The sequence below is a fragment of the Acetobacter sp. A11-2 genome, assembly GCF_040208445.1.
GTDB classification, from domain to species: domain Bacteria; phylum Pseudomonadota; class Alphaproteobacteria; order Acetobacterales; family Acetobacteraceae; genus Acetobacter; species Acetobacter oryzoeni.
In genome coordinates, this window is record NZ_CP157843.1 from 1,169,031 (window position 1) to 1,188,913 (window position 19,883).

The following is a 19,883-nucleotide window of genomic DNA, read 5'->3' on the forward strand; positions in this document are numbered from 1 at the left end:
AGGCCCCACGCCCTCTTGACAATACTGTCACAAAAGAGCCTGTTGGAGCCCTGCTGATACTCTTAAAACCTTCAAGACCGTGCTGTTCTGGCCGGAGAGAGATACCCTTCTTTGCTGGATCAGTTTCTGGAACTTACCGCCGCTTACCCTTTTGCGCAGGTTGTTATCGTTATTCTGGCTACATTTGTGCTGGAAGATGCGGCCACGGTTATTACGGCCATTCAGGTTAACCTCCACACACTCTCACCCATTACAGCACTTATTGCTTTGTATATTGGCATTGTAACTGGTGATGTGGGGCTTTACGGCTTGGGTTATCTGGCTGCACGCTGGAAGCCCGCCCAAAGATGGGTGAACACATCACAAATGGAAAACCAAAAAGTCTGGCTTTCCAAAAACCTGTTCTGGGTTGTATTTGTCAGCCGCTTTATTCCGGGCACCCGGTTGCCGCTTTACACGGCAAGCGGTTTTTTTAACGCGGGTTTGCCTGTATTTACCGCCGCCACATTTCTGGCCACACTTATCTGGACAACCGCATTATTTGCGCTTTCGCTCCATATTGGTGGGTTTATTCTGGACCATCTTGGCGCATGGCGCTGGGCTGGGCTGGCCGGGTTTGTGTTGGTTATTTTCTTTATGGGCCGTTTGATTGCCCGAGCACAGAAACAGAAGACATGACACAGGCCGAAAAACAGCCTTCTCCTCTCTCCCTTTTTGAATTCTGGCCTGGTTGGGTTTTTTACACCCCCGTTGTGGCATACTGGATTCTGCTGGGCCTGCGCTATGGGGATGTTACCCTGCCCACAGCCGCCAACCCGCGTATTGAAACCGGCGGCCTGTGTGGTGAAAGCAAAAGCAGCATTCTGGATATGGCCGGTAATTATGCCAAACGCTGGATTGCACCTTATGTCACGCTCCCAACAGGCACGCATGACCTTGCACGCGCTCACACAGCCATGCAGGCCAAGGGGCTTACGCTACCTGTCGTGGTGAAGCCCGATATTGGGTGCAATGGCACCGGCGTAAAACTGGTGCGCACGGAAGAAGAACTGAAAGCAGCCCTTGCCGCCTTTCCGCGCAAGATCCGGCTGGTGATACAAAAGCTGATTCCGTGGAAGCACGAAGCCGGGCTGTTTTATATTCGTCACCCTGACAGCCCTATGGGGGAAATTTCATCCCTCACCTACAAGGATATTCCGGCCCTGCGCGGGAATGGGCGCGATACGGTGCTGCAATTGCTGCAAAAAGATAGCCGCACCAGCAAAGTGCTGCACATCTACACACCGCGCCTGACCCACTGCCTGCATGAAGTTTTGCCAGATGGTGATGAGCTAGAGCTGGTTTTTGCGGGTAACCACTGTAAAGGGGCCATTTTCCGCAACGGCAAAGCCGACATTACGCCAGAACTCACACGCCAGATTGATGCCATTATGCAGGATATTCCCGATTTTCATTTCGGGCGTATTGATGTGAAGTTCCGCTCTGCTGAAGCACTACGTGAAGGCAAGGATTTTGAGATTATCGAAATCAACGGCGTAGGCTCAGAAGCCATCCACATCTGGGACTCTCGCACCACACTGCGTGAAGCCTATGCAGCCCAGTTCCATCATTACCGGGAAAGCTTCCGCATTGGCGCCAAAAAGAAGAAGGCTGGCTGGTCTCCCACCAATTTGTGGGAAGGCGTGCGCCTGTGGCAGCGCCAAAAGCGACTTTTGGCTTCCTACCCGTTGAACGACTGATTATTTGGCTTTTTCGCGCTGTTCCCGCCCCAGGCGGGAATGGACGTGACCATAAAACCGATAGCTGGCCCACCCTATCCCGGCATAAGTAAGCAGCAACAGCAAAGGGATAGGGTCTCCCTTATACAGGGCTAGCATCATATCCACGCAAAGCGGCGCCACCATGGTTGCGCAGAAGAAAATCCCCAAAAGCGGCACATAGCCCAACCAGATTCCACGCACGGTAAAGCCACCCCACGGCACACTGAAACGACGGGGAATTTCCGGCGCCTTGTTGCGCACCCAGATAACGGTAAAGCACACAATACCAAACGCCACAGCTGTACCGAGGCTGACCAGATCACCAATAATATCAATCGGCAACGTAGCGGTGGCCAGCGCCACACCAAGGCCCAGCACAATACTGCCGATCCACGGGGTTTGAAAACGCGGATGCAACTTGCTGAACATTGGCATCAGCAACCCATCTTCCGCCATGGCAAAAAAGATGCGGCTTTGGGCATATAACAGCCCCATCAGCACGGAACACAGGCCAATAACGGCCCCCAGCTTTACAAACAAAGCCAGCCACGGCTGATGCATGGCGTTAACGGCTATCGCCAGCGGGTCTGCCACATCCAGCGTCTGCCACGGCACCACGCCTATCAGCACGGCAGCCACAATCATGTACACAACCGTGCAGATGATAAGTGAAAGCACAATGCCAACTGGCACATCGCGCCGGGGGTTTCGTGCCTCCCCAGCCGCAGTGGAAACAGCCTCAAACCCTACATACGCAAAAAAGATAACCGATGCGGCACGGAAAATACCGGGAAAGCCAAACCGAAAACCACCTTCGTATTTGGGAATAAACGGCGTCCAGTAAGAGGGATGCACCTCCCACACACCCAGCGCCACAAACAGCGCCAGAACACCCACTTTGAGAAAAACAATCAGCGCATTGATTTTGAAGGATTCACGCACCCCTAAAACCAGAAGCAGAGAAACCGCCAGAATAGAAAATGCGCCTACGGCATCCATGCGCCAGCCCGCAGCAACGTGGCGGGATGCCCCTTCAAACGCAACTTGCAGCGTAGTGGTGGAAAGTGCCGATGGCACATGCACGCCAAAGTCCTGCAAAAGGCTGACAGCGTACCCCGAAAACCCAGCCGCCACACCTGCGCAGGAAATGCCATATTCCAGCAAAAGCAGCCACCCCACAGCCCATGCCCAGCGTTCCCCCATGGAGACATAGGCATACGTGTAGGCAGAGCCAGAAACCGGCATGGAGGATGCCAGCTCCCCATAGGAAAGAGCCGTAAAAAGGCAGGCAACCCCTGCCACAATAAAGGACAGAAGAATAGAAGGCCCGGCATAATTGGCAGCGGCCGTGCCGGTCATGACATAAATGCCCGCACCAATAGTAGAACCCACACCCAACATGGTGAGCTGTAAGGGCCCCAATGTTCTGCTTAGGCGTTGGTTACTGTTTTCCTTTTCAATACGCTGTAAGGATTTACGCCGTGACGAACCAGAAAGATCTCCCATCAGATTATTTCTGGATCAGTGCATAAAATGGAACAGAATGGTCGCAATACCGCCTACGCCCATGCAGTACCAGGCAAAGGGGGAAAGCGCCCATCTGTCGTGATCACGGAAATACCGCATCAGAAAAGCGGTGCTGAACAGTGCAGTCAGGCCAGAAACAACGGCCGCCACCAAGGCAATACGCATCTGGCCCGGTTGCAGGTCCAGATGCCGCATCTTGAAGGCCTCACGCACCGTGGCAGCCAAAATAACCGGCTGGGCCATCAAAAAGGAAAAGCGTGCTGCCGTATCATGATGCAAACCACGCAGCAGGCCACCGCAAATGGTTGCGCCAGAGCGCGAAAGCCCCGGGAAAAATGCAAGGCACTGAAACAGGCCGATAATCACCGCATCGCGCGATGTCATGCTGGCAACAGAGTTCACGTTTTTACGCACCATACTGCTGCGCAACCGTTCCACCACCAGCAAAAGCAGGCCGTTCAAAAACAGAAAGATGGCTGCGGAAGAAGCTGAGCCAAACAGATTGCGCAGGAAGTGCTCAAACAACCCGCCCACCACAACAGCGGGAATGGTGGCCACAATCAGCAGCCACAGAATATGCAGGCTTTCCATTTGCATGCGCTGCCCGCAACTGCCACTGGCCCCCTTAAAAATGGCCAGCCAGTCTTTCCAGAAAAAAACCAGCAACGCCACAGAGGTGCCCAGATGCAGCATAACCAGAAACGGCAAAAAAGCCGGATCATGCGGATCGTACGACCAATGGAACAGCGCCGGCAGAATAACAGCATGTCCAAGGCTACTTACGGGAAAGAGTTCTGTTGCTCCCTGAAGAAGAGCGATAATGATAGCCTGAAGAAACGACATATGCAGTTACAACCCACGCTGGCACAACTTTGCTGCCTGTCCTTGCACCATGCGCCACCATGCTGCAAGGATTCATGCTAAGTCTTGTACCACAACATCATTATTCAGGATGAAAACACACCCATGAGCAGGCAAAACCGTGCAGGCGCGTGTCTTTTTAGCGGAGCAGTTCTGGCAGCCACGCTGGGTTTTGCCGTTTATGCGCATGGCACCCAGAAATCTCCGGGCACAGATAGCTACGCCCTCTCTGCCCGCTTTGTTTCTGCCAACGGGCTGGAACGTGGCGCGGATGTAGATATTGCAGGTGTAAAAGTCGGCCGCGTATCTTCCATCACGCTGGACCCAGCCACCCAGATGGCCTTTGTGCACTTTACACTGGATGGTGCCCTGCATTTACCGCAGGACAGCACCCTCACAATCAGCAGCGCCACGCTTTCATCTGAAAACGCGTTGATGATTGAACCTGGTTCATCCTCCACCATAATGCCGCCCAACGGAATGCTGACACATACGCTGGAGCCCACAAGCCTTGAGCAACAGGTGAGCAATTACATTTTTGGTGCCGGAAATCTGGGGCAGTAAGCCCGTATATTCTCTTAATCTGATTATTTTTATAACAAAATACGCCAAACCGGGTTGACGACATTACGGAGAATCAGGTAGATCAGCGCCAACACAGTATGGCGGCGTAGCTCAGTGGTAGAGCAGGGGAATCATAATCCCTTGGTCGGAGGTTCAAATCCTTCCGCCGCTACCAATTCCCTTAAAAAACAATACACTCAACAAACACCAAGCCTAGGGCTTGCAGTGTTGTGTGTAGAATGTTGATGGCTTGAAACAGCCTTCAAACACATACAGCCAGACCTCGCCTACCCCGCCTCCAGATACCGGAAGCAGGGCAGCAAGGGATCTGAAGATTTTTAGCCTTCGGAAAGTTCAGGCTGAGGTTCAGATTCTTCCCGAACGTCGGGCTGAGGATCCTGTTCCTGCCGGTCTTCACCTTCCTCATTTGCCTGTGCAGCAGCACGCTGCTGGCGGGCGGCAAGGCGCTCGGCGCGTTCTTGCTGGCTTTGCTGCGCAGCCTGCGCCATGGCATTCATGATACGGAAGTAATGTTCAGCATGCTGGAAGTAACCTTCCGCTGCCACGCGGTCTCCGCTGCCTGTAGAATCACGGCCAAGCTGGAGGTATTTTTCAAAAAGCTGCTGGGCTGTGCCACGTACGCGCACATCCGGGCCATGACTATCAAAAACATGATTCCTGTTCATCGGAATCTGTCCATTCAGTTGTCGGGAACTCCCATTGCTCCCGTTGGAACGATGGTGTCTTGTCCGCATCCGTTTTACGTTCATGGGTTTATCACAGCGCTTTCCTGTTCAGGGCACTTTGGCATAAAGAAACAGTCCTGTATTAAAAAGGTATGCTTCCTGAGTGAAGGCCGAATTGTTTTTTCGGAATGGGCTTTATGTAAGGCAACATATAAAGTGTTGCCAAATGAAAGGCCCCCTTGCTGCTTTAATTTCTGATGCAGTGATTTTAGATTTTTACATCTGCTACAGAAGAAAGCTTGAGCAGTGTAGCAACCCAGGCACATAAAGCCAAGTTATTTTTCACGCCTGTTTTTCCAGCACCACAGCGCGGGCAATGCCTGCCAGATCGGCTTTTACATCCACCACGCGCAAGGCATTGGCGCTTGCCAAGGTGCGTAAATCGGCCTCCTGCCCTATGCCAATTTCCAGCACAGCCAACCCACCATCTGCCAACAAAAATGGCAGACGGCTGCAAATATAGCGGTATGCCGTTAACCCATCATCCCCACCATCCAGCGCGCGTACGGGCTCATGCTCACGCACTTCCGGCATAAGGTCGGCCAAATCCGAAGTGGGAATATACGGTGGGTTGCTCAGCACCACATCAAAACGCATGCCTGGGGCCAAAGCAGCATCCCACTCCGCCACCATAAACAACGCGCGATCCTGCATACCGCAACGTTGGGCATTGCCATGCGCTAAAATGGCAGCCTGCGGGTTAATATCCACCCCTACTCCATGCGCCTTAGGGTATTCGGCCAAAGCTGCCAGCAGCAAACAGCCCGTGCCTGTGCCTAAATCCAGAATATTCAACGCTGATGCCTGATCCGGGCGATACTCCAGAAGGCTTGTAATAAGTGTTTCTGTATCTCCACGCGGCACAAGGCTTGCTGGCGATACGGCCAAATCCAAACTCCAGAACCCTTTGCTGCCGGTAATATAGGCAAAAGGCTCATGTGTTGCGCGGCGCTTTACGTAAGAAAAGAAAGGCTCACTTGGCACGTTTTCTGTTGGGGAGCGTGCCAGAAGTTGCTCTGGCGTAAGAGAAAGCGCATGAATAAGCAGTAATCGGGCTTCCCGCCGCGGGCCTTCAATACCGGCTTGCGCCAGAAGCTGCGTTCCCTCACGCAACAGTTGCGCTATGGGTTGGCAGGGAACTTTTTTTTCTGCTGTATTCACGCACGCAACCTTGATGGATTGATCTGGTTAGACATCAATGCCCCAATTTTTCCGCCGCATCCAGCACACAACCACCTGCTTGCTCACCCTTTTGGCAATGCTGCCATTTTCCTACGCATATGCAGGTGAGTTTACGGTAACAGACGGCAAAGCTGATGCTGAAATTTCAGAAGTTTCACGCATTTATTTAGATGGCAAACTTGTCAGCGTGATCCGGCTGAATGACAAAAATCAGGAAAAAACGGTAAAAATCACCACCCCTATGGGCCGGTTAGACCACACCTATACCTTATGTGGTGAGATCACCATTCGCTCCCCCGAAGGGCGGGTGGAAACCCATGAGGTGGATAGCGATGGCACGCTCCACAACCCCGATGGCCACCATTTTTATGCTTTGGGTTCTGACAATTTTACCGAATTCTTTTTAACAGACCCCAATGCGCCAGAAGCGGCAGAGCATCACCCCGGCCGTTCTGGCGTATGTGCGGCACCTATTAGTTAAAAACCTTCAGCCGCCAGCAATGCTGCCTGTTCTTCCTGCGTGAGGGCATCCACAAACTCATCCAGTTCCCCCAACATGACACGATCAATTTTATAAAGTGTCAGGTTGATCCGATGGTCTGTGACACGCCCCTGCGGGAAGTTATAGGTACGAATACGCTCTGATCTATCACCCGTACCGACCTGAGAACGCCTGTCTGCCGCCCGGTTGGCATGAGCCTGTGCTCTTTCACGCTCATACAAACGCGCCCGCAGAATTTTCATGGCCTTGGCGCGGTTCTTATGCTGGCTTTTTTCTTCCTGCATGGAAACCACAATGCCACTGGGCATATGGGTAAGGCGTACGGCACTTTCCGTCTTATTCACGTGCTGCCCACCCGCGCCAGAGGCCCGAAACACATCTACCCGCAGGTCTGTTTCGTTAATATCCACATCCACTTCTTCGGCTTCCGGCAACACGGCTACCGTAACTGTGGATGTATGAATACGGCCCTGGCTTTCCGTAGCAGGCACACGCTGTACCCGGTGCACACCGGATTCATACTTCAACCGCGCAAACACGCCTTTGCCGTTAATTTCGGCAATGCCTTCACGCAAACCGCCCAGCTCACTTTCGTCATAATCCATAACGGTAAAGCGCCAGCCATTCAGATCGGCATAGCGGCGGTACATATCAAACAACTCGGCAGCGAACAGGCCGGCTTCATCGCCCCCAGCTGCGGGGCGCACTTCCAGAATAGCACTGCGCGCATCTGCCACATCTTTTGGCAGCAGAGACAGGCGCACATCTTTTTGCAACTGCGGAAGTTGCTCACGCAGTTCAGCCAGCTCAGCTTCTGCCAGTTCCTTCATTTCTGGATCTGCCAAAAGCTGCTCGGCTTGCTGAATGCCGTCTTCTACCCCACGCAGGGCGTTGATACGCGCCACAACGGGTTCGATTTCAGCATACTCGCGTGAGGCCTGCGTAAAGGCCTCACCATTCAGCCCACTTGCTAGCTGCGCTTCCAGTTCAAGCGCGCGGCTAACAATCTGGTCTAACCGTTCGTCAAACTTCATGCCGCAAATACGTCTTGCGCTTTAGAAAGCAGCGTATCGCGAGAGACTTCCTGCTCCGCCCCTGTTTCCATGTTTTTCACACGGAACAGACCTTTAGCCAGCTCATCTTCACCAAGGAAAAGCACGTGGCTGGCGTTCTGCTTGCCCGCACGCTCCATGCGTTTGCGCAGTGAGCCCTTATAGCCAATTTCTGTTCTCACGCCCTGCCCGCGCAAACCCTGCAAAATCTGCACAACTGCGCTTTCATCCGGCGTGCCAACGGGCACCAACACAACCGAGCGCAGTGCTGCGGGCACTTGCTCCAGCAGCATGGACAGGCGCTCAATACCCGCAGCCCAACCAATAGCTGGCACTTCCGGGCCGCCCATCTGCTTTACCAAGCCATCATACCGGCCACCAGCCAGCACTGTGCCCTGAGACCCCAAGCGGTTGGTCACGAACTCAAACGTGGTGTGGTTGTAGTAATCCAGCCCGCGCACAATGCTGGGGTTTACGGTGTAGGCAATGCCAAACACATCCAGCTTGTTGCGCAGATCATCCCAGAACGCACGTGCTTCTGGTGTAAGGAATTCCGCCATCATGGGCGCATCCGCCACCAGAACCTTGTCGCCCGCATCCTTGCTATCCAGAATACGCAGCGGGTTCTTTTCCAAGCGGGTCAGGCTATCTTCGGACAGTTTGTCTTTACGAGCAGAAAAATACGCCACCAGAGCATCACGCCACGCATCACGGCTGGCGGCATCACCCAATGTATTCAGTTCAAGGGTAACGTAATCTGCAATACCGAGTGCCTTGAGCACTTCGTACCCCATGGCAATGGCTTCTGCATCTGCCAGAGGTTCTGCTGCACCCAGAAGTTCTGCACCAATTTGGTGAAACTGGCGATACCGCCCTTTCTGGGGCCGTTCATGCCGGAACATGGGGCCAGCATAAAACACTTTTTGTGGGAGAGACTGCGTAAGTGCATTGGTCACCAAAGCGCGGCAAATGGCTGCCGTGCCTTCTGGCCGCAATGTCAGGCTTTCACCATCCCGATCGCTGAAGGAATACATTTCCTTGGAAACAACATCGGACGTATCCCCCAAAGAGCGGGAGAAAACCCGCGTATCTTCAAAAATCGGGGTTGCCCATTCATCAAACCCGTAAACACCTGCAATCCGGCGCGCTGTGTCTACCACATGCGCGTGGCGGCGCTGGTCTTCTCCAATAAGGTCGTGCGTTCCTCTTACGGGCTGAATGCTGCTCACGAATACATATTCCCACACCACGGCACCCGTCACCTTGGCTGGCGTGGTGTTTTTTGCTGTTTAAATGGCACGTCTACCCCTGCCCGCACCTTTTGGCGCAAAGCAGGGGGAGAATGTTGAATGCTTAGTTGGCAGATGCCATGTCTGGCAGTTCCTGCGCCTTGCCTTCCTGCTTTTCCTTGGCTTCTTCTGCCTGAATAGCTGCAACGCGCTCTTCTACCAGTTCTACAACATGTTCGATCATGTCAGCCGCAGGCACGGTATGATCCTGCTTGCCGCCGGCATACACCATATGGCGGCCAGAACCACCGCCGGTTACGCCCAGATCTGTCAGCAGGGCTTCACCCGGGCCGTTCACCACGCACCCGATGATGGACAGGGTAAGCGGGGTTTTAATATGCGCCAGCCGGTCTTCCAGCGTCTGCACTGTTTCCACCACGTTAAAGCCCTGACGTGCGCAGGATGGGCAGGAAATAATCTTAACGCCACGGTGGCGCAGGCCGAGGGACTTCAGAATATCCCAGCCCACCAGCACTTCTTCTTCGGGTGCAGCGGAAAGAGAAACACGCATGGTGTCACCCACACCGGCCCACAGCAGATTGCCCAGACCAATGGAGGATTTTACAGTGCCGGCACGCTTGCTGCCTGCTTCTGTAATACCGATGTGCAGCGGATAATCGCAGGCTTCTGCCAACTGCTGATAAGCCGCCACAGCCATGAAGACGTCCGATGCCTTCACGCTAATCTTGAATTCACGGAAGTCATGGTCTTCCAGAATTTTGGCGTGTTCCAGAGCGCTTTCTACCAGCGCATCGGGGTTTGGCTCACCGTATTTTTCAAGCAGATGCTTTTCCAGTGACCCGGCGTTTACACCAATACGGATGGAACAGCCGTAATCCTTGGCGGCCTTAACCACTTCACGCACACGCTCGGCGCTGCCGATGTTGCCGGGGTTAATACGCAGGCAGGCGGCACCTGCTTTTGCAGCTTCAATAGCGCGTTTGTAGTGGAAGTGAATGTCGGCCACGATAGGCACGTTCACTTCCTTTACAATTTCTTCCAGTGCTTTGGTACTTTCTTCATCCGGGCAGGACACACGCACAATATCCACACCTGCCATTTCTGCACGGCGAATCTGTTCGATTGTGGCCTGTGCATCGGTGGTGAGGGTGTTGGTCATGGTCTGAACGGAAATCGGCGCATCACCACCGACGGCTACCTTGCCGACATGGATCTGCCGAGATTTCCGACGCTCGATATGCTGGTAAGGCCGGTAGCCGCTCATTTTACATCCTTTTGTCGAAAACGACAGTTGAGGGAAGCTGCCGTGTTCGGCCACACGGCGTTCTCCATTGCGTTTGGTGTTTTCCTGCCAAAATCAGGACCATTTGGCTACACATAATACGCGCGAGGGTGCCATTCTAGTGCGAACCCATGCCCTGAAGCTGGCGCGCATTCAAATCATCAGCGCTTGGTTCGGCTTGCACGGGGGCGGCCCGGCGGCGTGGCCGGGGTGCAGTTTCCTTGGGCTTAAGCGCCTGTTCCGAGGCTGCCAGATCTGTCTGCGCATCTGTTGTTCCTGATACCGCATTGGGCACAGGGGCTGCAACATCTGCATGCGCAGGCGGTATGACAACATTATTTTGCGCAGCAGGTGCGGCCAATGTACCATCACGCACACCTTGTGGCGTGAGCACCATTTTGCGGCGTACGGCACCATTCCGCCCCAAAGGTGCTGTAACCAGTTCTCCCATACGCAAAACCACACCACCGGCATTGCCTACGGTAAGGCTATAAGGCCCACCCTCAACCGGCACATTCCATTCCTCATCGGGTTGCAGAATGTGGTCATACACAACCTTGCCGTTGGCATCCTTCACCTGCACCCAACTGGCGGCCAAGGCCTTCAGCACGATCTGATTATCTGCAACGGCAGCAGAAGGAACTTCTGGCGTTGCCGGAGGTGGCGTTTGCACATTGGGTTGCTGGGCAGTTTGCGCAACTGGCGTGCCAACATCCTCACCCGGCTGGTGTGTGTCTGGCGCTACACCATTTTCAGGCGAAGCACTTGTCGCACCTTGTGCATTCAATGCCTGTTCAGCACTGGGCGGCTTAGGCTGCGCAGATGGTGGCAAAGGTGCCGGAACGGCACTTTTATCGGGTAAAATGGAAGCCACTTGCGGAGAAGGCGCATTATGCGTCTGCTCACCGGGCAGAAGGCTTGCCACAGGCGGCACGCGCTCAGGTGCAGGGGGCGTGTGCCCCGTAAAATAATACCAGCCCACATAGCTGGCCAGAATAACCGCAAGCCCAAGAGAGATGGACACAGCCGGCGGAATACGCCGATCCGGCGGTGGATCTGGAAACACAAGTTCTGGCTGCCGAATGGCGTTGCGCGTTTCCAGCCTGTAACGCTCCACCATGGGGGTTGGATCAAACCCCAAAGCCTGCGCATAGGCCCGCAAAAACCCAAGCGTATACACTTCCGCCGGAAGCACATCCGCTTTTCCGGTTTCCAGCGCATCCAGATATGCATCACGGATGCGCAGATACGCGGCAACATCCTCCAAGGACCAGCCAAGCTGTTCGCGGCGTTTGCGCAGCGCGCCCCCTACCCCGTATGTACCAACATCGGGGAGCGGAGGCAGAGCAGCCGGCTGCTCCTGTTCAGAACTTGGGGCGTTTTCAGCCATCAGCATCCATACGGCGTTGTTGACGGATCAGCGCTATCACGGCCTGATCTATCAGGTCAGCAATAATCTGGGCCACTGGCTGCACAGATTTCACCATGCCAACAGATTGCCCGGCCATAACAGAGCCTTCTTCCACATCCCCTTCAATAACCGCACGCCGCAAAGCGCCAGCCCAGAAATGTTCGATTTCCAGCTGAGCATCTTCCCGCGTGAGATCACCGGCCTGAAAGCGGCGGATAACATCTGCCTGATGCGCCACAAATTTGCGCCCGCCCTCATTGCTGATAGCCCGCACCGGAATAACCGGAAAGCGTTCATCAAGCTGCACCGAGGTTGTGGCATCTCGCGCATTGGCCCGCAAAAAAGCTTTTTTAAAGTTTTCGTGGGCAATGCTTTCCTCTGCCGCGGCAAAACGTGTGCCGAACTGACCACCAGCGGCACCCTGCTCCAGATAGGAAACCAGCGCATCACCCCGGCCAAGGCCGCCAGCCACAAAAACCGGCACGTTCTGAATATGCGGCAGAATTTCCTGCGCCAGCACAGTCAGAGAAACGGGGCCGATATGGCCGCCTGCTTCTGCGCCTTCAATCACCAGCGCATCCACACCCATCTTGATCAGCCGCTTGGCCAACACCAATGCAGGGGCAAAACCAATAACCTTGGCGCCACCATCCTTGGCAGCCTTAATGGCTGAGCTGGGCGGAATACCACCTGCCAGCACAATGTGGCCCACCTTGGCATCCAGACACACCTGCACCAGCTCATCCAGCTTGGGGTGCATGGTAATCAGGTTCACACCAAAAGGCCGGTCTGTCAGCGCACGGGTGGCGGCAATTTCCTCAGCCAGACGGGCTGGTTCCATTGCGCCACAGGCAATCACGCCAAACCCGCCTGCGTTGGAAATGGCGGATACAAGGTGGCGTTCACTCACCCAAGACATCGCCCCGGCCAGAATGGCATAAGGCGTGCCCAGAAAATCCGTTCCACGCTGCCACAGCTTATCCAGCCGTGAGCGGGCGCGTTGCCATTCTTCTGATGTTGGCGCGGGGTTCAGGCTGCTTGCAATATCAGACATCATCAAGACCATAGGCCGTGTGCAGCGCACGCACTGCCAGTTCGGCATATTCTGCAGCCACCAGCACGGAAACCTTGATTTCGCTGGTGGAGATAGCCTGAATGTTGATGGAGCGTTCAGACAACGTGCGGAACATGGTGCTGGCCACACCTGCGTGAGAACGCATGCCGCTGCCAACTACGCTCACCTTCACGATATCCGGGTCTGTTTGCAATTCTTCATACTGCACAGCGCCACGCACGCTTTCCAGAATGCTGATAGCGCGCGGCAGATCGGTCTTGCTGGTGGTGAAGGTCATGTTCGTGGTGCCATCGGCACCCGTGCTCTGCACAATCATGTCCACATTCACGTTGGCTTCGCTCAGCGGGCCAAAAATTGCCGCCGCAATGCCCGGACGGTCAGGAATGCGCCGAACCGACAGCTTGGCTTCATCACGGGAGTAGGCAATGCCGGTGACCAGTTTCTTTTCCACGATTTCGTCCTCATCCACCACCATAGAGCCAGGAAGGTGACCTTCCATCACTGCGGGGCCATCTTCAAAGCTGGAAAGCACCTGCACACGCACGCGCTCACGCATCGCAAGGCCTACACTGCGTGTTTGCAGCACCTTGGCGCCAACAGATGCCAGCTCCAGCATTTCTTCATACGTAATTTTGTCCAGCTTGCGCGCCTTGGGCACGATTCTGGGGTCTGTGGTGTAAATACCATCCACATCTGTGTAGATATCGCACCGATCTGCCTTAATGGCGGCAGCAAGCGCCACAGCAGATGTATCCGAGCCACCACGCCCCAGCGTGGTTACGCGGCCATCTGGCCCCACACCCTGAAAGCCAGCCACAACAGGCACCATGCCTTCGGCCATGCTGCCCAGCAGGCGTGCGCCATCTATCGAATCGAGGCTGGCCTTGCCGTGCAGGGAATCCGTAAGAATGGGCACCTGCCACCCGGCAAAGGAGCGAGAGGGCACGCCAAGTTTTTGCAGGGCAATGGCCAGCAAACCGCTGGTAACCTGCTCACCCGTTGCCACAACGGCATCGTATTCGCGCGCATCATACAAAGGAGAAAGAGACTGACAGAACCCAACCAGACGGTTGGTTTCCCCTGCCATGGCTGAAACAACCACCAGCACATCGCAGCCTGCGTCTTTCTGTTTTTTGACGCGTTCGGCCACGGCTCTGATACGGTCAAGATCCCCCACGGATGTCCCGCCGAATTTCATGACAATCCGGGGTGCGGAACCGGACATAGCTTTATTCTCCACCAAACAGGCCGTAAAACGCATTGCACCAGCCCTTCCCGCCACCTGCATAGCGGAAAAGACGCATGGGAACGGTTGCGCTGCTTCACAAGCCGCGTCACATACCTCTCCCGGCCCCCTTTCGTCCAGCGGGGAGACCAGCAGGAAAGGAATTTGTTGTATGCACGCCACCCGAGAGGAAGCGCCTTCCTCTGTTTCTTCCGAGGAAATTGCCCGCTTTAGTGCTCTGGCAGACAAGTGGTGGGATCCAACAGGCCCCATGCGCCCCCTACATGCCATGAACGGCCTGCGGATTGAATGGGCCAGCCGCCACCTGCCCCTGCGGGGCCGCAAATCACGCAAGCCGCATGTGCTGGATATTGGCTGCGGTGCCGGACTGGCCAGTGAGGCCCTTGCAAAAGCCGGGTATGACGTATTGGGGCTGGATGCATCGGCCAATGGCATTGCCGCCGCGCAGGCGCATCTGGAAGCCAACCCGCTTCCTGCCGGTTCTGGCACACTGCACTATCGTCAGGGCAGCGCAGAAGAACTGGTGGCCGAACATGCCAAGTTTGATGCCGTTATGGCTTTAGAAATTATAGAGCATGTCACTGATCCTGAAGCATTTATGATCATGCTGGCTCAGCTTGTAGATGCCAATGGCACGGTTATTGTTTCTACCATGAACCGCACCCTGCGCTCTTTGGCTGTGGGCAAGATTGGGGCGGAATATCTGCTGCGCCTGTTGCCTGTGGGCACGCATGAATGGCGTAAGTTTATCCAGCCTTCCGAACTGGGCCGCTATGCCCGCGCCGCTGGCCTGCGGATGGTCGCCATTTCTGGCATGGCACCCGGCATTGGTAGCTGGAAAGAAACGCGGGACTTGGGCATTAACTACATCGCAGCCTTCAAAAAAGACTGATATATAATTTACTTTATTATCAGCATGTTTCTGGCACTTCCTTATGCACAAAGTTAAGCAGGAAGTGTCAGAAACTCAAAGCAGGTTGGGCTTCCAATAGGGGTAAAATCCCACGTAAAGCCAATCTTGCCTGTGGTTTTATCTACCCGGAAAGATGTGATGGAATCACTCCGCTGGTTGGCTACAAACAGATAGCTACCAGACGGATCAAATTTGAGCGCACGCCCGTAATCGGCATGAGTCCAGATTTCGTCCACCAGTGTCAGGCCTCCATCTTTGGCCACCTGAAACACCGCAAGGGAATCGCCCAGGCGGTTGGAGACATAAAGAAAATGCTCATCGGGTGAGAACAGAATGCCCGCAGCCAACGTGCTGCCCCGGAAATGAGCCGTCAGGCTGCTTACAGCCTGTTGCGGGGCAATATCCCCTGTTTTGGCATCAAAATTCGCTACTACCACCTTGGAATCCTGCTCGCACAGAATGTACAGGCGCAAGCCATCGGCAGAAAACTGAAAATGCCGCGGGGCTGAACCGGCTGTCATGGTGGTAAACGGCTTTTTGGCCGGGAACAGACGCCCCGTATCCAAATTGATGCCATATACATACATTCTGTCCAGACCAGCATCTGCCACCGCCACAAAGCGGCCAGAAGGATCTGTGTGGATCATATGCGGGTGAGAGCCTGAATGATCGCTTATGGCAAAATTGCCCGGCGGATTATCCGATGCCCTATCAGGCATGCGTGGGCCAGTATTATGGATCAGGGTTGTCATGCCCCCTAAGGAACCATCTTTCTGCAAACGCAGCAGTGCAAAGTTGCCCCCCGTATAGTTGGCAACCATAACGTATTTGCCAGAGGGATGGACGCTCAGATGCGCCGGATCTGCCCCACCGGAAGAAACGGTATTCAGCTTTGTTAACGCGCCCGTACCATGATCTACCGAAAACGCCGTGACAGCACCGGTATTTTTTCCTTCAAAATCATTGATTTCGTTAACGGCGTAAAGAAAACGCTTATCTGGAGAAAACGCAATGAACGACGGGCTGGCAACATCTGTAAATGTATTCAGATGGTTGAGAGAGCCTGTTTTACGGTCCATTTCAAAAACCGTAATGCCATCTCCATTGCCGCCCGGTGGCCCGTGCTGTGTATAACCGCCTACATAACATAAAATACGCTCTGGCTGCGGTGGCGTTGTGGCATCCTGCTTATCAGGCGCAGGCGTCTTATCGTCTGCCCGTGCATAGGCGCTTCCTAAAAAACCACACGCCAGACTACCCAGCCCGAAAGCACGACGCGAAAACGAGCCGCTCATAATCCTGTTTTTCTCCTTGGTTCGCGTATGCTCAGGGCATCTTGCAGACAGGCCCCATAGGCGGCCCGGAATAACGTGTCCATGTCTGGGTTTCACCAAAAATGGGCAGGCCCAGATAGCCGCGCAGCTTTAGAACACCAGATTGGGGAGACCAGATGCGCGCGTCATACTTATGGCCGCTATCGGGGTCCAGAATATTCCCCTCCCACTTGTTCTTTTCATCTTTCAGGGGGCGGAAATCCGTTAGCATCAACAGGTTGCACTCGGTTTTTCCGTCATGCCCCTTAGGCACATCCGTACCATCGTAACGCAGCCCAATTAGCCGGCCACAAACGGTTTCCCCGCATTTTTCAATTTTAAAAACGCCATCATGATCTTGGCTCAGCCAATAGCCCATCAGGCTATCTTCGCCACCCATGGCAGCAGAATCCGCTTTGGCAGGCTGAGAAAGTGCAGGAAGCAGCGCCGCAGATATGCCTAATACAGACGAAAGAAAAAAAGCCTTAATTCCAGTTTGAACGCCGCGCGTCATGAAGTTTTTCATGCTCTCTTTCTCCTTCGCCCAGCCCTGTTTCCAACATACACTTTTTTACATAACTGGCTGGCCTGCCCTGTTAATTTGGGCACCGTAAGCACTGCCTGCCACCCCCGGCACTGTTCCGACAACCCCGAAAAATCAGCTGTCGGTCTTGCGTACCCACGGAAGCGGCAGCACATCAATCCCTTCATCTTCCAGCATTTCGCGCTCTGATGCCGTCATATCCCCATAGATGCCGCGCTCTGGCGCTTCTCCATGATGAATACGCAGGGCCTCATCCGCAAAATTGGAACCTACGTTTTCGCAGTTTTCTTCCACCACGGCCCTGATCTGGCGCAAAGCGTTCATCAGATTATCTGGCGTTACAGGTTCTGGCTGTTGCATTGCTGCAGGCGCTGCCGGTTGTTGCTGAGGCGTTGCTTCAGACTGCGAAGTTTCCACTTTTTTCGGGCGCGAGCGCCCCTTTACAATAGCGGGCGCCATAAGGGCCTGTTCCACTTTGGACGAGCCACAGATGGCGCAGCTGAGCAAATTTTCCTGCTTTAGGCGTGCAAAAGCGGCGCTATCCCGGTACCAGCCTTCAAACGTATGTCCGTTTGCGCAACAGAGCTGATAACAGATCATCCGCTTTTACCTCCCGCCTTCAGTTTTCGCCCAAGCCCAAAGCGGCATCCAGCTTGCCTTGCCGCTCTAGTGACATCAGATCATCACATCCACCCAAGCACTTATCCCCTACAAAAACCTGAGGCACTGTTGTGCTGCCACCAGAACGGCGGATGGCATCTTCGCGTTCCTGCGTGCCGCGGGGTGCGTTAATTTCCTTAAACGGCACCTTTTTGCTTTCCAGCAGCGCAACTGCTCGCACGCAAAAAGGGCATCCACGTTGTGTGTAAATTTCGATTTCAGGCATAAGCGTATTCCTTGTGCATGTTTGAAAGCCCGGTTCTGACACCGAGCATCTATTCTGGCAGGTTTATATCAACTTCTGGCCGCGCAGGCACCAGCCCCGCAACCAAAAGGCTAACATGACATACCCCCGCTTGCTTTAACGCCTGTACGCAGGCCGTAGCAGTGGCACCCGTTGTGAGCATATCATCCACCAATACCACAGAACGCCCCTGCAATTTTTGCTGCCATTTGGGCCTGAATGTAATGGCGCTTTGCATTTCCTGCTGCCGTTCCTTGCGAGAAAATCCAGCTAATTTTGTTGTTGCGCGCGTACGCATAAGGGCATCTGGCGCGACCTGTAAATGCCTGATGCGCGCCACTTCAGCCGCCAACAACGCCGCCTGATTATAACGGCGCCTCAGCAAGCGCCACCTATGCACAGGCACAGGAATTAACAACACATCTGGGGGCAGAATATCCTGCCCAATCTGTGCCATACGTTGCGCCAGAAACCGGGCATTTTCTGTTCTATCGGCATATTTAAGCTGTAAAATCAGATCTCTGGCGGCTGTTGTATAAACAAAAGCAGCCCGCGCCTGTTGCCATACGGGATGGTGTTGCTCACACGCAGCGCACAAACCCGTATGCCCCAAACTTTCCTGCGAAGGCTGAGGCGTTGCACAAGCATTGCAAAATGGACGGCTGATAGGCTGTAAGCGGCCAAAGCAGGATGCGCAGGTAAGCCCATGCTGGGCCACATCTGCCCCACACAACACGCAACTTGGCGGATACAAAATATCCATCAAAGCTGTGCCCAGCTTGCGTATCTTCACCTGCATTTCTGGGGTTCACGCAAAATTTCCCGGCCTCTGTTCTTGGCAAACCACAGGGAAGCACGCACATGTTGCAAAATGGATGTGCCCGTAATTTTTGATCGCAAAGCTGTAAGACTGCACCGTGAGCGTGCTGCCAGCACCCAGCGCACTACTGCCCCTATACTGGAAGCCGCAGCGGATATTTTGTTAGATCGGCTGGATGATGTCATGCGTTCATTTTCTAGCGCACTGGATATTGGCGGGCGGGGCATTATCTGCCAAGGGCTGAAAAATAGAAATATCCCAACCATTGCGTGTGACCTTTCTGAAGCACAGGCCCGTTGCGCCTCAACCCCAAGCATATGTGCAGATGAAGAGCGCCTGCCCTTTGCCCACGGCAGTTTTGACCTGGTGGTTGCCAGCCTTTCCCTGCATTGGGTGAATGATCTTCCAGGCCTATTCCACCAAATCCGCTCTATCCTGCGTCCTGATGGGCTTTTTTTGGCCAGCATTCCCATTTTGCCCACGCTGAGACCATTGCGACAGGCCTTGGAAATGGCTGAACTGGCTTTAAGCGATGGTGTTTCCCCCCGCGTATCACCACTGCCCACACAGCAAAGCTGCGTTTCCCTGCTTCAGCGTGCCGGGTTTGCGCTGCCTGTGGTTGATACGGAAACATTGGAACTACGTTACCGCTCCTTACGGGCATTGATGGCAGATTTACGCGCTGCGGGAGAAACGAACGCTCTCGCCTTGCGCTCTCGTGCCATACCTCCTCGCCTGCTGTTCCCGGCGGCGGCGCATGAACTGGAGGATGAAAAGGCAGGAAGTTTCTGCATGCCATTACATATGGCAATACTTGCTGCGTGGTCTCCCTCTGGCAATCAGCCGCAACCGCTTACACCGGGGCAATTTACGCACTCACTACATGATGTGCTGCAACAGCAGCCACGCCCTTTAACCAAACAATAAGTGA

At 54.4% G+C, this 19,883-nt stretch carries 21 protein-coding genes and 1 tRNA gene; 7 read left to right on the forward strand and 15 right to left on the reverse strand.

Annotated elements, in window-relative coordinates; genetic code table 11:
• The first annotated feature begins 111 nt into the window (after positions 1-111).
• Both ABNV41_RS05655 and ABNV41_RS05660 read left to right on the forward strand, forming a co-directional pair.
• A complete protein-coding gene (locus ABNV41_RS05655) occupies positions 112-678 on the forward strand; it encodes a DedA family protein (protein WP_050819696.1) in 567 nt (188 codons plus the stop codon).
• Positions 675-1,739, forward strand: a complete 1,065-nt coding sequence (locus tag ABNV41_RS05660) for an ATP-grasp domain-containing protein (protein WP_003623499.1) — start codon at positions 675-677, stop codon at positions 1,737-1,739. The genes ABNV41_RS05655 and ABNV41_RS05660 overlap by 4 nt, the downstream gene beginning before the upstream one ends.
• Here ABNV41_RS05660 and ABNV41_RS05665 read toward each other — a convergent pair whose 3' ends face one another.
• On the reverse strand, positions 1,740-3,266 hold the full coding sequence (locus ABNV41_RS05665; protein WP_050819695.1) for an amino acid permease: 1,527 nt from the start codon (positions 3,264-3,266) through the stop codon (positions 1,740-1,742). It lies immediately after the preceding gene.
• Positions 3,267-3,281: 15 nt separating this feature from the next.
• The gene (locus ABNV41_RS05670) at positions 3,282-4,130 is read right to left on the reverse strand and encodes an undecaprenyl-diphosphate phosphatase (protein ID WP_050819694.1); all 849 of its coding nucleotides are present in this window, start codon (positions 4,128-4,130) and stop codon (positions 3,282-3,284) included.
• Between the two features lie 123 nt (positions 4,131-4,253).
• Between ABNV41_RS05670 and ABNV41_RS05675 the strand changes: the two genes are divergently transcribed.
• Together ABNV41_RS05675 and ABNV41_RS05680 are read left to right on the forward strand one after the other, a co-directional pair.
• Positions 4,254-4,712, forward strand: coding sequence for an MlaD family protein (locus tag ABNV41_RS05675; protein ID WP_050820391.1), 459 nt, complete (start codon positions 4,254-4,256; stop codon positions 4,710-4,712).
• A gap of 100 nt (positions 4,713-4,812) precedes the next feature.
• A tRNA-Met gene (locus ABNV41_RS05680) sits at positions 4,813-4,887 on the forward strand.
• Positions 4,888-5,050: 163 nt separating this feature from the next.
• On the opposite strand, the gene ABNV41_RS05685 is transcribed toward ABNV41_RS05680, so the two are convergent.
• Positions 5,051-5,482, reverse strand: coding sequence for a DUF4167 domain-containing protein (locus tag ABNV41_RS05685; protein ID WP_050819693.1), 432 nt, complete (start codon positions 5,480-5,482; stop codon positions 5,051-5,053).
• A 258-nt stretch (positions 5,483-5,740) separates the two neighbouring features.
• The gene (prmC, locus tag ABNV41_RS05690; RefSeq protein WP_050819692.1) at positions 5,741-6,619 is read right to left on the reverse strand and encodes a peptide chain release factor N(5)-glutamine methyltransferase; all 879 of its coding nucleotides are present in this window, start codon (positions 6,617-6,619) and stop codon (positions 5,741-5,743) included.
• Between the two features lie 37 nt (positions 6,620-6,656).
• Here prmC and ABNV41_RS05695 point away from each other — a divergent pair, with 37 nt between their 5' ends.
• Positions 6,657-7,121: a hypothetical protein gene (locus ABNV41_RS05695; RefSeq protein WP_050819691.1), complete on the forward strand. Its 465-nt coding sequence runs from the start codon at positions 6,657-6,659 to the stop codon at positions 7,119-7,121.
• Here the strand turns inward: ABNV41_RS05695 and prfA are convergent.
• The 6 genes from prfA to ABNV41_RS05725 all read right to left on the reverse strand — a co-directional run bounded on the left by prfA (position 7,118) and on the right by ABNV41_RS05725 (position 14,437).
• Positions 7,118-8,176 (reverse strand): peptide chain release factor 1, encoded by a 1,059-nt coding sequence (prfA, locus tag ABNV41_RS05700; protein ID WP_003628752.1) that lies wholly within the window; start codon positions 8,174-8,176, stop codon positions 7,118-7,120. The two genes, ABNV41_RS05695 and prfA, sit on opposite strands and share 4 nt — an antisense overlap.
• Positions 8,173-9,423 (reverse strand): histidine--tRNA ligase, encoded by a 1,251-nt coding sequence (gene hisS, locus ABNV41_RS05705; protein ID WP_050820390.1) that lies wholly within the window; start codon positions 9,421-9,423, stop codon positions 8,173-8,175. The genes prfA and hisS overlap by 4 nt, the downstream gene beginning before the upstream one ends.
• Positions 9,424-9,547: 124 nt before the next feature.
• Positions 9,548-10,708, reverse strand: coding sequence for a flavodoxin-dependent (E)-4-hydroxy-3-methylbut-2-enyl-diphosphate synthase (gene ispG, locus ABNV41_RS05710; protein ID WP_050819690.1), 1,161 nt, complete (start codon positions 10,706-10,708; stop codon positions 9,548-9,550).
• Between the two features lie 136 nt (positions 10,709-10,844).
• Positions 10,845-12,116: a RodZ domain-containing protein gene (locus ABNV41_RS05715; protein ID WP_196332545.1), complete on the reverse strand. Its 1,272-nt coding sequence runs from the start codon at positions 12,114-12,116 to the stop codon at positions 10,845-10,847.
• The gene (locus ABNV41_RS05720; protein ID WP_196332637.1) at positions 12,109-13,191 is read right to left on the reverse strand and encodes a nitronate monooxygenase family protein; all 1,083 of its coding nucleotides are present in this window, start codon (positions 13,189-13,191) and stop codon (positions 12,109-12,111) included. Before ABNV41_RS05720 ends, ABNV41_RS05715 begins: the two co-directional genes overlap by 8 nt.
• Positions 13,184-14,437, reverse strand: coding sequence for an aspartate kinase (locus tag ABNV41_RS05725; RefSeq protein WP_035362166.1), 1,254 nt, complete (start codon positions 14,435-14,437; stop codon positions 13,184-13,186). Before ABNV41_RS05725 ends, ABNV41_RS05720 begins: the two co-directional genes overlap by 8 nt.
• 172 nt (positions 14,438-14,609) lie before the next feature.
• Between ABNV41_RS05725 and ubiG the strand changes: the two genes are divergently transcribed.
• Complete coding sequence (ubiG, locus tag ABNV41_RS05730) at positions 14,610-15,350, forward strand: bifunctional 2-polyprenyl-6-hydroxyphenol methylase/3-demethylubiquinol 3-O-methyltransferase UbiG (RefSeq protein ID WP_050819688.1); 741 nt, start codon at positions 14,610-14,612, stop codon at positions 15,348-15,350.
• A gap of 53 nt (positions 15,351-15,403) precedes the next feature.
• On the opposite strand, the gene ABNV41_RS05735 is transcribed toward ubiG, so the two are convergent.
• The 5 genes from ABNV41_RS05735 to ABNV41_RS05755 all read right to left on the reverse strand — a co-directional run bounded on the left by ABNV41_RS05735 (position 15,404) and on the right by ABNV41_RS05755 (position 18,931).
• A complete protein-coding gene (locus tag ABNV41_RS05735; RefSeq protein WP_050819687.1) occupies positions 15,404-16,666 on the reverse strand; it encodes a lactonase family protein in 1,263 nt (420 codons plus the stop codon).
• Positions 16,667-16,697: 31 nt separating this feature from the next.
• A complete protein-coding gene (locus ABNV41_RS05740; protein ID WP_050819686.1) occupies positions 16,698-17,210 on the reverse strand; it encodes a DUF2147 domain-containing protein in 513 nt (170 codons plus the stop codon).
• 132 nt (positions 17,211-17,342) lie between these two features.
• The gene (locus ABNV41_RS05745; protein ID WP_050819685.1) at positions 17,343-17,828 is read right to left on the reverse strand and encodes a DUF1178 family protein; all 486 of its coding nucleotides are present in this window, start codon (positions 17,826-17,828) and stop codon (positions 17,343-17,345) included.
• Positions 17,829-17,847: 19 nt separating this feature from the next.
• Positions 17,848-18,114: a glutaredoxin 3 gene (grxC, locus tag ABNV41_RS05750; RefSeq protein ID WP_050819684.1), complete on the reverse strand. Its 267-nt coding sequence runs from the start codon at positions 18,112-18,114 to the stop codon at positions 17,848-17,850.
• Between the two features lie 49 nt (positions 18,115-18,163).
• Entirely contained in the window at positions 18,164-18,931 is a 768-nt protein-coding gene (locus ABNV41_RS05755; RefSeq protein WP_050819683.1) for a ComF family protein, read from the reverse strand.
• Between the two features lie 72 nt (positions 18,932-19,003).
• Between ABNV41_RS05755 and ABNV41_RS05760 the strand changes: the two genes are divergently transcribed.
• Complete coding sequence (locus ABNV41_RS05760) at positions 19,004-19,879, forward strand: methyltransferase domain-containing protein (RefSeq protein WP_050819682.1); 876 nt, start codon at positions 19,004-19,006, stop codon at positions 19,877-19,879.
• Positions 19,880-19,883: the final 4 nt, after the last annotated feature.

Excerpts from the sequence above, each read along its gene's own strand:
- ABNV41_RS05660 (WP_003623499.1), top strand. The coding sequence starts at position 675 with ATGACACAGGCCGAAAAACAGCCTTCTCCTCTCTCCCTTTTTGAATTC.
- ABNV41_RS05665 (WP_050819695.1), bottom strand. The coding sequence starts at position 3,266 with ATGGGAGATCTTTCTGGTTCGTCACGGCGTAAATCCTTACAGCGTATT.
- ABNV41_RS05745 (WP_050819685.1), bottom strand. The coding sequence starts at position 17,828 with ATGATCTGTTATCAGCTCTGTTGCGCAAACGGACATACGTTTGAAGGC.
- ABNV41_RS05740 (WP_050819686.1), bottom strand. The coding sequence starts at position 17,210 with ATGAAAAACTTCATGACGCGCGGCGTTCAAACTGGAATTAAGGCTTTT.
- ABNV41_RS05720 (WP_196332637.1), bottom strand. The coding sequence starts at position 13,191 with ATGTCTGATATTGCAAGCAGCCTGAACCCCGCGCCAACATCAGAAGAA.
- ABNV41_RS05760 (WP_050819682.1), top strand. The coding sequence starts at position 19,004 with ATGGATGTGCCCGTAATTTTTGATCGCAAAGCTGTAAGACTGCACCGT.
- ABNV41_RS05725 (WP_035362166.1), bottom strand. The coding sequence starts at position 14,437 with ATGTCCGGTTCCGCACCCCGGATTGTCATGAAATTCGGCGGGACATCC.
- ubiG (WP_050819688.1), top strand. The coding sequence starts at position 14,610 with ATGCACGCCACCCGAGAGGAAGCGCCTTCCTCTGTTTCTTCCGAGGAA.
- ABNV41_RS05755 (WP_050819683.1), bottom strand. The coding sequence starts at position 18,931 with ATGCAGGTGAAGATACGCAAGCTGGGCACAGCTTTGATGGATATTTTG.
- grxC (WP_050819684.1), bottom strand. The coding sequence starts at position 18,114 with ATGCCTGAAATCGAAATTTACACACAACGTGGATGCCCTTTTTGCGTG.
- ABNV41_RS05685 (WP_050819693.1), bottom strand. The coding sequence starts at position 5,482 with ATGAACGTAAAACGGATGCGGACAAGACACCATCGTTCCAACGGGAGC.
- ispG (WP_050819690.1), bottom strand. The coding sequence starts at position 10,708 with ATGAGCGGCTACCGGCCTTACCAGCATATCGAGCGTCGGAAATCTCGG.
- ABNV41_RS05670 (WP_050819694.1), bottom strand. The coding sequence starts at position 4,130 with ATGTCGTTTCTTCAGGCTATCATTATCGCTCTTCTTCAGGGAGCAACA.
- ABNV41_RS05715 (WP_196332545.1), bottom strand. The coding sequence starts at position 12,116 with ATGGCTGAAAACGCCCCAAGTTCTGAACAGGAGCAGCCGGCTGCTCTG.
- prfA (WP_003628752.1), bottom strand. The coding sequence starts at position 8,176 with ATGAAGTTTGACGAACGGTTAGACCAGATTGTTAGCCGCGCGCTTGAA.
- ABNV41_RS05695 (WP_050819691.1), top strand. The coding sequence starts at position 6,657 with ATGCCCCAATTTTTCCGCCGCATCCAGCACACAACCACCTGCTTGCTC.
- ABNV41_RS05735 (WP_050819687.1), bottom strand. The coding sequence starts at position 16,666 with ATGAGCGGCTCGTTTTCGCGTCGTGCTTTCGGGCTGGGTAGTCTGGCG.
- ABNV41_RS05675 (WP_050820391.1), top strand. The coding sequence starts at position 4,254 with ATGAGCAGGCAAAACCGTGCAGGCGCGTGTCTTTTTAGCGGAGCAGTT.